At 58.7% G+C, this 11814-nt stretch carries 7 protein-coding genes; 2 read left to right on the top strand and 5 right to left on the bottom strand.

The window, feature by feature from the left end; all coding sequences use genetic code 11:
* Positions 1-45: 45 nt before the first annotated feature.
* Positions 46-423 carry a response regulator gene (locus ACP7BN_RS00550; RefSeq protein ID WP_102356158.1) on the top strand — a complete coding sequence of 126 codons (378 nt, stop codon included), beginning with the start codon at positions 46-48 and terminating at the stop codon, positions 421-423.
* Positions 424-462: 39 nt separating this feature from the next.
* Here the strand turns inward: ACP7BN_RS00550 and ACP7BN_RS00545 are convergent, their stop codons facing one another.
* The 3 genes from ACP7BN_RS00545 to ACP7BN_RS00535 form a co-directional block, all read right to left on the bottom strand.
* The gene (locus ACP7BN_RS00545) at positions 463-2133 is read right to left on the bottom strand and encodes an ATP-binding protein (protein ID WP_426200812.1); all 1671 of its coding nucleotides are present in this window, start codon (positions 2131-2133) and stop codon (positions 463-465) included.
* Positions 2130-3632: an ATPase domain-containing protein gene (locus ACP7BN_RS00540; protein WP_426200811.1), complete on the bottom strand. Its 1503-nt coding sequence runs from the start codon at positions 3630-3632 to the stop codon at positions 2130-2132. Before ACP7BN_RS00540 ends, ACP7BN_RS00545 begins: the two co-directional genes overlap by 4 nt.
* Before the next feature lie 138 nt (positions 3633-3770).
* Positions 3771-4826, bottom strand: coding sequence for a tetratricopeptide repeat protein (locus ACP7BN_RS00535; RefSeq protein WP_426200809.1), 1056 nt, complete (start codon positions 4824-4826; stop codon positions 3771-3773).
* Positions 4827-5182: 356 nt separating this feature from the next.
* Between ACP7BN_RS00535 and ACP7BN_RS00530 the strand changes: the two genes are divergently transcribed.
* The gene (locus ACP7BN_RS00530) at positions 5183-7084 is read left to right on the top strand and encodes a potassium transporter Kup (protein WP_426200808.1); all 1902 of its coding nucleotides are present in this window, start codon (positions 5183-5185) and stop codon (positions 7082-7084) included.
* A 132-nt stretch (positions 7085-7216) separates the two neighbouring features.
* Here the strand turns inward: ACP7BN_RS00530 and ACP7BN_RS00525 are convergent, their stop codons facing one another.
* Together ACP7BN_RS00525 and ACP7BN_RS00520 are read right to left on the bottom strand one after the other, a co-directional pair.
* On the bottom strand, positions 7217-8638 hold the full coding sequence (locus ACP7BN_RS00525) for an efflux transporter outer membrane subunit (protein WP_426200806.1): 1422 nt from the start codon (positions 8636-8638) through the stop codon (positions 7217-7219).
* Positions 8635-11814 carry an efflux RND transporter permease subunit gene (locus ACP7BN_RS00520; RefSeq protein WP_426200804.1) on the bottom strand — a complete coding sequence of 1060 codons (3180 nt, stop codon included), beginning with the start codon at positions 11812-11814 and terminating at the stop codon, positions 8635-8637. Before ACP7BN_RS00520 ends, ACP7BN_RS00525 begins: the two co-directional genes overlap by 4 nt.

The following is an 11814-nucleotide window of genomic DNA, read 5'->3' as shown; positions in this document are numbered from 1 at the left end:
ACCACACGGTCGTATCAGCAGCTATTGACCGAACATAGGCTTCCCATGAGCGTAGATGCACAAGATGTAGTACTCGTCGTCGAGGACGAACCGGTTATCTTGATGGTGCTGACCGATTATCTGTCGGGCCAGGGATATCGCGTGTTGCAGGCCGAAAACGGCGAGCAGGCGTTCGAGATTCTGGCGAGCAAGCCACATCTGGACATGCTGATCACCGATTTCCGTCTGCCCGGCGGCATCTCCGGCGTGCAGATCGCCGAGCCGGCCGTCAAGTTGCGCCCGGATCTCAAAGTGATTTTCATCAGCGGTTATCCGCAGGAAATCCGCGAGACCGGCAGCCCGATCACGCTCAAGGCACCGATCCTGGAAAAGCCGTTCGATCTGGATGTGTTGCAGGAAAAGATTCAGGAATTGTTGGCATAAAAAAGGCCTGCTGATGCAGGCCATTTTTTTGTCTGTCGTTCAGCTTTTGATCATCTCGCGCACCTTGGCGGTCAGCAGATCAAAGGTGAAAGGCTTGGTGATCATCTGCATCCCCGAGTCGAGGAAACCGCCGCGTACCGCCGCGTGTTCGGCATACCCGGTGATGAACAGCACCTTCAGATCCGGCCTGAACTGGCGCGCAATTTCCGCCAGTTGCCGACCATTCATGCCCGGCAGGCCAACGTCGCTGATCAGTAGATCAATACGCTGCGTGGAATCCAGAATCGGCACCGCGCTGTCCGCGTCACTCGCTTCAACATACGCATAACCCAATTCACTGAGCACCGCGCTGACCAGTACGCGAACGGCCGGATCATCCTCGACGATCATCACGGTTTCGCCTTCGACTGCATCGGGGGCTTGCTCTGGGTTGGGAGAGGATTGCGGGACAGGCTCGCCACGGAAACGCGGCAGGTAGAGCCTAACGGTCGTGCCCTGATCAATCTCGCTGTCGATCGACACGTGACCGCCGGACTGTTTGCTGAAGCCGTAAATCATCGACAAGCCCAATCCTGTGCCCTGGCCGATGGGCTTGGTGGTGAAAAACGGATCAAAGGCGCGACTGCTGACACTCGGAGGCATGCCGCAACCGGTGTCAGATACGCTCAAGACCACGTATTCGCCGGCTTTCAGATTGCTATAGGCTGCAGTGAAGCTCTCATCGAGGATCTGGTTACTGGTCTGCACCATCAGTTTGCCGCCGTCCGGCATCGCGTCGCGGGCATTGATCACCAGATTGAGCAGGGCGCTTTCCAGTTGATTGGGGTCGGCTTCGGCTACCCATAATTGCTCATCCAGATGCAGCTCCATCCGAATGCTCTCGTTGACGCTGCGTTGCAACAATTCGCTCATTGATTGCACGAGGCTGTTCATATCGACCGGTTTGGGATCAAGCGACTGCCGACGGGAGAAAGCCAACAGCCGATGAGTCAGGCCGGCGGCGCGGTTGGCGGAGGTCACGCCCAGATCGATCAGGCTGTCGAGATCATCCAGTCGACCGCGCGCCAGGCGCCGACGCAATAGCTCCAGACTGCCAATGATACCGGTCAGCATGTTGTTGAAATCGTGCGCGATACCACCGGTAAGCTGACCGACCGCTTCCATTTTCTGCGACTGACGCAAGGCTTCTTCGTTGTGCCGTAATTGCGCAGTGCGTTCCTCGACCTGTTGTTCCAGCGATTCGAGGGTAGATTGCAGTCGCTGCTCGCTTTCGCTGAGGTCGATCAGACGGTCACGCGCATCGTATTGTCGGCGGCGACCGCGCAGGGCGGCTGAAACCAGACTGACCAGGGTCACCGGGTGAAACGGACGCTCGAGGAATGTCACGTTGCCGAGTAACCCGCGCAGTCTTGAGGAGAACCCTTGCTCCTGGCCGCCATGGTGGGTCAGCAGAATGATCGGCAGGTCAGACCAGGTAGGCTGGTGCTCCAGATACGCCAGTAACGTTTCGATCTCCAGACCGCTGAGCGCTTCCGCAGCAATCAGCAGCAGCCCCGCACCAGACTCAAGCTCGGCGCACAGTTGCCCCAGATCCGGTGTGATAACACCGCCGTAACCTGCCTCGTTGAGGATCATCAGCGCCACCTGGCTGTCCCGTCCCTGCGGCGCGAGAATCAGCGCGCGTTCGGACGGTGTCACGTTGACCGTCACAATTTGTCTTCCTTGAGCAGCGGTTTGCTGGCGCCCATGTAGGTCGGGACGCCGCGCAATACACCCTGAAATGCATCCAGCGGTTCACCGATGGTCATGCCCTGGGTCGAAATCTTGTACTCGCGGATTGTCGATTCGTGGCTGCCGGTGCGCTTTTTGATCACCGATATAGCCCGACGAACCTGGCCGATGGCCTCAAAGTAGCGCAAGAGAATCACGGTATCTGCAAGGTAGGTAATATCGACCGGCGCTTGCATGTCACCGACCAGCCCATGCTGCGCGACCGTCATGAAGGTCGCGGCGCCGCGGCGGTTGAGATACAGGAGCAGTTCGTGCATGTGCAGCACGAGGGAATTTTCTTCCGGCATTGCCGCCTGGTAGCCATTGATGCTGTCGATGACAACGGTCTTGATGTTGTCCTTGTCGACGCAGCGACGCACCCGGTGGGCAAATTCGCCGGGCGACAATTCGGCGGCGTCAACTTGTTCGATCATCAGGTTGCCGGTATCGCGCAGGGCCTTGAGATCAATGCCGATATTTTTCATGCGTTCGAAGAGCAATCCCAGCTCTTCGTCGAATATGAACAGTGCCGCCTTCTCGCCGCGGGCCACTGCCGCAGCGGCAAAGATCATCGTGATCAACGATTTGCCGGTACCGGCCGGGCCGAGAATCAACGTGCTGGAGCTGGTTTCGATGCCGCCGCCCAGCAACTTGTCCATTTCAGGAATGCCACTGCTCAGTTGTGAGCGAACAGAATCACTGCGATATTCGGCCGCGACCAGCCGTGGGAACACATGGATGCCATCCTCCATGATGCTGAAATCGTGAAAGCCGCCGCGATACTTCTGGCCGCGATACTTCACGATGCGAACGCGACGGCGCTCGGCACCGTAGGCGGGAGTCAGTTCTTCCAGACGAATCACGCCGTGCGCGACGCTGTGCACGGTCTTGTCGAGGGATTCGGTAGTCAAATCGTCGAGCAACAGGACGGTAGCGTCATAGCGCACGAAATAGTGCTTGATCGCCAGAATCTGCCGGCGATAGCGCAGCGAGCTCTGCGCCAGCAGACGGATCTCCGACAGGCTGTCGAGTACCACACGCGTCGGTTTGAAGCGTTCGACCACTTCAAAAATCTGCTTGGTCGCTTCGCCCAACTCCAGGTCAGAGGAGTAAAGCAAGCTTTGCTGGTGTTCGGCGTTGAGCAAGCTTTCCGGCGGCGTCAGTTCGAAAATCTCAATGTTTTCGTCCAGTTCCCAGCCGTGCGAGAGCGCGCCTTGACGCAGCTCCCGCTCGGTTTCCGAAAGCGTGATGTACAACGAGCGTTCGCCGGCACGCGAGCCCGCCAACAGATACTGCAAGGCGACCGTGGTTTTGCCGGTACCGGGCTCACCTTCCAGCAAAAACACATGACCGCGTGAAAGGCCACCGGCAAGAATGTCGTCCAGACCTTCGATGCCGGTAGCGGCTTTTGCACTGATCAACTCGTTAGATTTAGACAAAAAATGTCCTCTAGTGACTAAGGAGAGCGAAGCGGATGGCGCATTTTGCCAATCCTGCCTGCCTGAACACTTGACCCCTGGCCTAGATGACGGTTCCGAAGTTTCTTTATGCAGATGAAGAAACTCTGTCGAAATTGTTTAGAGTCCCTGTTGCAATGACGGGTCGTCCGGGTTCATTTGCTCAAGTTGAGCCAGCAGAATCTGCACGTTCTGCAACTGGCCGCTTTCTTTCCAATAGTTGATCAGCAATACCCGCGCCTTGCGGTCAGCCGGGTGACGCTGAACGATCTCCTGCAACTGCTTCTGCGCCGCTTCCAGTTCGTCGGCATCGTGCAGGGTGGTCGCAAGGTCGTAGCGGTAGTCCTTGTTGTCCGGTTCCAGCTCAACGGCTTTGGACAGGCCGAGCAGGGCGTACTCGCGCTGACCGTGGTGCAGCAGCCACAAGCCCAGCGCGTGTTGCAGATAGGCCGAGTCCGGTTGGTTTTTCAGTTGTTTGGCGAGCAGTTGCCGGGCAGCGTCGCTTTGGCCCTGGCGGTCGAGCACATCGATCTGCATCACCAGGGCCGGCAAATTTCCAGGTTGCAGACGCAGGGTTTGCTCTAGCGCTTCCTGCGCCGCTTTGAGTTCGGCGTTGTGCAGGTGCAGTCGCGCCAGTTGCGCGGAATTGGCGGCACTTTCCGGTTGGGCTTTAAGCACTTGTTCCCAGCTGTCGATGGCCTGTTGCAGCGGGCCGAAATACAAACCGAGGTCATCCGGCGATAAACCGAGCAGGGCGTTGATTGCAGCGAAACGCACGCTTTGCTCCTGGTCGTCGAGCATCGGCCCCAGCAGCAAGCTGCGCGGCCCGCCCGGAACCAGCCCGACCACGCTCTTTATGGCTGCGAGCCGCACTTCGACGGCTTCATTCTGCAGATCGGCATCTGCCAGCTTCAAAGCTTGCGGACTCGGGTAATTCGGCAGTTCAGCGTGCAACCAGACGCGGCGTTTTACCGAAATATCCGGGCGCGCCAATTGCTGATACAGCACACGCGCCGCGCCCGGTTGACCGGTGCGGGCAGCGGCCAACGCTTCGCTATAGCCGTGTTTGATCGACGCGGGCATCACCGGTGCGGTGTTGCGCAAGGACAACCAGGCAACAATGATGACAAGCACAAGGCCAAGGCTGATGAACAGGTAGCGGCGAGACTGGGGCATGCAGTTATCCGAAACATTGATACTGAACCAGAGGGCAAGCTTCGGTCAGCTAGAGCTGTGAGTCAAACACCTGAAACTGTCATTTTGGTTGAAGCGTCCTGCAATCTGCGTCGAAAGGTCTGACGGTACGTGATATGCCGCGCTCGCGCGCCTTGGCTACCGCGCAGACCTGATGGTCTCAAGTTTGCAGCTCGCGCCCGCCGATTTTTACGCTTTCTTTACGGTAGATGTCTCGATCGGTAACGATACTAGCCGCGCTTTTTGGCCGCGCGCCTCGCTGTTGCGAAGGCGCCGGAATTCGTGAATGCGCAAGGATGGCGTGCCCCAACCCTCAGAAAAGTTGAGAGAAGCGTCCCTTGAATGTCACAACGACCGCGGTAAATGAGGACTCCCCATCCAGAACGTCAGCAGCAGGCTTGCTCGTCGCTGCTGTCGGGGTGGTTTACGGGGATATCGGCACCAGCCCCCTTTACACCCTCAAAGAAGTGTTTTCCGGCCACTACGGCGTTCAGGTGAATCACGATGGCGTGCTGGGCATTCTGTCGTTGATATTCTGGTCACTGATCTGGGTCGTCTCGATCAAGTACGTACTGTTCATCCTGCGTGCCGACAATCAGGGTGAAGGCGGCATCATGGCGTTGACCGCATTGGCACGCCGCGCAGCAGCCCCTTATCCGCACATGAGCAAAGTCCTGGTTCTGCTGGGACTGTTCGGGGCGGCGCTGTTCTACGGGGACAGCATGATTACCCCGGCCATTTCCGTGCTTTCGGCGGTGGAGGGATTACAGCTGGCGTTTGACGGAATAGAGCACTGGGTCGTGCCTATTTCAGTGATCGTGCTGGTGGCGCTGTTCCTGATCCAGAAACACGGTACGGCGCGAATCGGAATTCTCTTCGGCCCGATCATGGTGGTGTGGTTTGTGGTGCTGGGCGCACTCGGTATCCACGGCATTTTGCAGCGCCCGGAAGTATTGCAGGCGCTTAATCCCGCTTGGGCAGTGCAGTTTTTCATCGCTCACCCAGGAATGGGCGTGGCAATCCTGGGTGCTGTCGTGCTGGCCTTGACTGGCGCCGAAGCGTTGTATGCCGACATGGGCCACTTCGGCCGCAAACCGATTTCCCGTGCCTGGTTCATCCTGGTGTTGCCGGGGCTGGCGCTGAACTATTTCGGCCAGGGCGCCTTGATTCTGGAAAACCCGGAGGCGGTGCGCAATCCGTTTTACCTGCTTGCACCGAGCTGGGCACTGTTGCCGATGGTTGCACTGTCCACCATGGCGACCATCATCGCTTCTCAAGCAGTCATCTCCGGTGCATTCTCCCTGACGCGCCAGGCCATTCAACTTGGCTACGTCCCGCGCATGTTTATCCAGCACACCTCAAGCCAGGAGCAGGGGCAGATCTACATCGGCACCGTCAACTGGGCGTTGATGGTGGGTGTCGTTCTGCTGGTGATCGGGTTCGAGTCGTCCAGTGCATTGGCGGCCGCATATGGTGTTGCGGTGACAGGCACCATGTTGATTACCACGCTGTTGTCTTCGGCGGTTGTCCTGCTTCTGTGGAAGACGCCGCGCTGGCTTGCGGTTCCGTTGCTGCTCGGCTTTTTGCTGGTAGACACGCTGTACTTCGCCGCCAATGCACCGAAGATTTTCCAGGGCGGTGCATTCCCGGTGATCGCGGGTATTGGCCTGTTCATCTTGATGACCACCTGGAAACGCGGGCGAAAAATCATGGTCGAGCGGCTGGACGAGACCGCACTGCCTCTGCCGCTGTTCATCAGCAGCATCCGCTCACAGCCGCCGCATCGTGTACAGGGTACGGCGGTGTTCCTGACGGCCAGGGCTGACGCTGTGCCGCATGCGCTGTTGCACAACTTGTTGCACAACCAGGTATTGCACGAGCAAGTGGTGCTGCTCACCGTCGTATCCGAAGATCGCCCGCGGGTGACTGCTGATCGGCGGTTTGAGGTTGAAGCTTATGGCGAAGGATTTTTCCGCGTCAGTCTGCACTTTGGCTTTATGGAGGAACCCGACGTACCGATGGCGTTGAGTCTGTGTCATTTGCATGAGCTGGACTTCAGCCCGATGCGCACGACCTATTTCCTCAGTCGCGAGACCGTTATTCCCACCAAGCGCATCGGGATGGCACGCTGGCGAGAAAGCCTGTTCGCGTTCCTCCTGAAGAATGCCAACAGCAACCTGAAGTACTTCAAATTACCGCTTAACAGGGTGATTGAACTGGGTACGCAGGTTGAAATGTAACGCAGGCCAGGCATTCGCCAAGTGTGACAGGAAGATCACGAAAAACAGGCACAAAAAAGCCCCGCGACCGAATGATACGCGGGGCAAAAAATTGGTTGGTTGCGGCCAACCAAAGGAGCTCTTGAAAATCGGTTACTTGGTCGCGACGGTCTCCGGTTGCCAGCCGCCACCCAGTGCCTTGTAGATCGCGACGATGCCGCGATACTGGTCGACTTCGGCTTGCGCCTGGCTGTCTTCGGCGGCCAGACGTTCACGTTGGGCGTCGAGCAGCACGAGGAAGTCGGCGGTGCCTTCGCGGTAACGGATCTCGGCGAGGTCGGCAGCCTTGCGGCTCGATTCGCTCTGACGGATCAACGAGATCAGGCGTTGCTGACGCTTGCCGTAATCGCTGAAAGCGTTTTCCGATTCTTCCAGGGCAAGCAGCACTTGTTGCTCGTAATTGGCCAACGCGCCTTCGGCATCCGCATCGGCGCCGCGCATCCGGGCGCGCACGCTGCCAAGGTCAAACGCTGCCCAGGTGATGCTCGGGCCAAGTGCCCAGGCGCTGGCGGCCGACGAGCCAATCTGCGAGCCGCGCCCGGCCGTCCAGCCGAGGAACCCGCTGAGGCTGACCCGAGGAAACAGATCCGCTTTGGCCACACCGATACGCGCAGTGGCGGAAGCCAATTGACGCTCGGCGCTGAGGATATCCGGACGACGTTGCAGCAGTTCGCCCGGATCACCGATTGGCAGTGCCTTGGCAATTGCCGGCAAGTCTTTCGGGCTCAGATCGACAGTCAGTTTGTCCGGGCGCTCGCCCAATAGCGTGGCGATGCGGTTTTTCTGTCGAACCTGCTCCGCCTGCAATTGCGGCACGCTGGCTTCGACCGAGGCCAGACGCGCATCGGCACGTTCCACGTCGAGTTGATCGCCGACGCCGGCGTCACGCAGGCTGATGGTGATCTTGCGCGACTCTTGCTGATTGTTCAGGTTGGCCAGTGCGATCTTCTCGCGCAGTTGCGCACCGCGCAGTTGACCGTAAGCGTCGACCAGTTCGGCAATCATGCTGACTTGCAGTTGGTACAGATCGGCTTCGGCGGCCTGCTGATCGGCATCGCTGGCTTCCAGATTGCGCTGGATGCGCCCGAACAAGTCCAGTTCCCAAGCCATGTCCAGGCCCAGGTCATAGCGTTCGCTATTCACCCGGTTGGTGGTCTGGCCGGGAATCTGACCTTTGGCCAGGTCGCTGCTGGCGCGGCTGGTGATGGTCGGCATTACATCGTTGCTGGCATCGTCGCGGATTGCCCTGGCGGCTTTCCAGCGCGCGAATGCCACGCGCAGTTCACGGTTGCCTTGCAGCGATTGAGTCACCAACTGGTTAAGCGTCGGATCATCGAACTGCTGCCACCAGATGCCTTCGAACTTCGAACGGTCGTAGTTCTTCTGACCTGCGGCGCCGTCGGTGGCGGACGTGATGTGCGCCGCCTCCGTGGCTGGGGTCTTGTAGTCGGGGCCGACGGCGCAGGCGCTGAGGGCCAGCACCAGCAGACTCGGCAGGAAGACTTTCAGACTCATTGTTGCGCCTCCAGTTTCAAGGACTTGGCCGCTTTGCGGGCTTCACCGCGTTCGACAAAGTTACGAATCAGTACGTAGAACACTGGTGTCAGCAGCAGACCGAAGAAGGTCACCCCGAGCATCCCGGAGAACACCGCCACACCCATGGCGTGACGCATCTCGGCACCGGCACCGCTGGAGAACACCAGTGGCACCACACCCATGATGAACGCGAAGGAAGTCATCAGGATCGGCCGCAGACGCAGACGGCAAGCTTCGAGCACCGCAGCCAGCGGGTTCATGCCTTCTTCCTGTTTGTCCTTGGCGAACTCGACGATCAGAATCGCGTTCTTACACGCAAGTCCCACCAGTACGATCAAGCCGATCTGGGTGAAGATGTTGTTGTCGCCTCCCGAGATGATCACGCCGGTGATGGCCGACAGCAGGGTCATCGGTACGATCAGGATCACCGCCAGTGGCAGGCTCCAGCTTTCGTATTGAGCTGCAAGAACCAGGAACGCCAGCAGTACGCAGAGCGGGAACACGAACAGCGCGGTGTTGCCGGACAGAATCTGCTGGTAGGTCAGGTCGGTCCATTCGTAGGTCATGCCGTTCGGAAGTTCTTCCTGGAGCAGTTTCTCGATGGCTTTTTCGGCCTGGCCCGAGCTGTAGCCGGGGGCTGCGGCACCGTTGATTTCAGCGGTGATGAAGCCGTTGTAGTGCATCACGCGATCTGGCCCTGAGGTGTCGCTGACCTTGATGAAGGTCGCCAGCGGGATCATTTCGCCTTTGTTGTTGCGCACTTTGAGCTGACCGATCTGATCCGATTCGAGGCGGAACTGTTGCTCAGCCTGAACGTTGACCTGATAAGTACGACCGAAGCGGTTGAAGTCGTTGGCATACAGCGAACCCAGGTAGATCTGCAGGGTATCGAAGATGTCGCTGACGGCTACGCCGTGGGTCTTGGCTTTTTCCCGGTCGATGGCGGCATCGACTTGCGGCACGTTCACGGTGTAGCTGGTGAACAGTCCGGCCAATTCAGGCACGTTGTGGCTTTTGTTGATGATGTTCATGGTTTCTTTGTACAGCTCGTCGTAGCCCAGGTTACCCCGGTCTTCGATTTGCAGACGGAAACCACCGATGGTGCCCAGACCTTGTACCGGCGGCGGCGGGAAGATCGCCATGTAGGCTTCTTGAATCCCGGCGAACTGGCCGTTCAGGGCCCCGGCGATTGCACCGGCAGACATGCTTGGATCTTTACGCTCGTCGAACGGTTTCAGGGTCACGAACACGATGCCGGCGTTCGGACTGTTGGTGAAGCCGTTGATCGACAGACCGGGGAACGCTACGGCGCTTTCCACGCCTGGCTGTTTCAGTGCCAGGTCGGACATGCGCTTGATCACGTCTTCGGTGCGATCCAGGCTCGAAGCGTCCGGCAGTTGCGCGAAGGCCACCAGATATTGCTTGTCCTGGCCGGGTACGAAACCGGTCGGGGTGTGCGCGAAGCCGAAGAAGGTCAGCACCATCAGGCCTGCGTACAACAGCAACGCGATGCCGCTGCTACGGATGACCCGCGCCACGGTGCCGACGTAACCATGACTGGCACGTTCGAAGAAACGGTTGAACGGACGGAACAACCAGCCACCGAAGATCTTGTCCAGCACCTTGGAGAAACGGTCTTTCGGCGCATCGTGACTGCGCAGCAGTACCGCGGCCAATGCTGGCGACAGGGTCAGCGAGTTGAACGCCGAGATCACTGTGGAGATCGCAATGGTCAACGCGAACTGTTTATAGAACTGTCCAGTCAGGCCGGAGATAAACGCCGCCGGGATGAACACCGCACACAACACCAGTGCCGTGGCAACGATCGGACCGGTCACTTCACGCATGGCGCGCTTGGTGGCCTCGACCGGTGTCAATCCGAGCTCGATGTTGCGCTCGACGTTCTCCACCACCACGATGGCGTCGTCCACCACGATACCGATTGCCAGTACCAGACCGAACAGTGACAAAGCGTTGAGCGAGAAGCCGAACAGGTGCATCACCGCAAACGTACCGATCAACGATACCGGCACCGCCACCAACGGAATGATCGAGGCGCGCCAGGTTTGCAGGAACAGAATCACTACCAGTACTACGAGGATCAGCGCTTCAAACAGGGTATGAACCACCGCTTCGATCGAGCCGCGCACGAAGATCGTCGGGTCATAGACGATGCTGTAATCCATGCCCTGCGGGAAGCCTTTCTTCAGTTCGTCCATCTTTGCCCGAACGTCGTTCGAGATGTCGATGGCGTTGGAACCTGGGCGCTGGAAGATCGGAATGGCCACCGCCGGTTGGTTGTCGAGCAACGAACGCAGGGCATATTGGCTGGAGCCTAGCTCGATGCGAGCAATGTCTTTGAGGCGAGTGATTTCACCGTTGTCGCCTGCGCGAATGACGATGTTCTCGAACTCTTCCTCGCTGACCAGACGGCCCTGGGTGTTGACCGACAACTGGAAGCTTTGGGTATTCGGGGCAGGGGGCGCACCGAGTTGGCCGGCAGCCACCTGACGGTTCTGCTCACGAATTGCCGTGACCACATCAGTGGCAGTCAGATTGCGCGAAGCGGTCTTGTTCGGATCAAGCCAGACCCGCAGCGAGTAATCGCCCATGCCGAACAGCTGCACATCACCCACGCCACCCAGACGAGCCAGCTCATCCTTGATGTTGAGGATCGCGTAGTTGGACAGGTAGAGCATGTCGTAGCGCTTGTCCGGCGAGGTCAAGTGCACAACCATGGTCAGGTCGGGTGAAGCCTTGTCGACGGTAATACCGATGCGCGTCACTTCCTCGGGAAGTTTCGGCTCGGTCCGCGTCACGCGGTTTTGCACCTGCACCTGCGCGTTGTCCAGGTCAGTGCCCAGCGCGAAAGTGATGGTCAGGGTGATCTTGCCGTCAGCGGTGGACTGCGAGGACATGTACAGCATGTTCTCGACGCCGGTGATGGCTTGCTCCAGCGGAGCGGCCACGGTTTCACCGATGACTTTAGGGTTGGCGCCCGGGAAGTTGGCACGTACCACCACGGTTGGCGGCACGACTTCCGGGTATTCGCTGATCGGTAGCTGGAACAGCGAAATCGCACCGGCGATCAGGATCAGCAGCGACAGCACCGCTGCGAAGATCGGCCGCGAAATGAAGAATTGGGAAAAATTCAT

Source organism: Pseudomonas sp. TWP3-1 (genome assembly GCF_049896625.1).
In the GTDB taxonomy this organism is placed as follows: domain Bacteria; phylum Pseudomonadota; class Gammaproteobacteria; order Pseudomonadales; family Pseudomonadaceae; genus Aquipseudomonas.
Note: the sequence above shows the minus strand (reverse complement) of the source record. Positions and strands in the feature narration are given on the sequence as shown.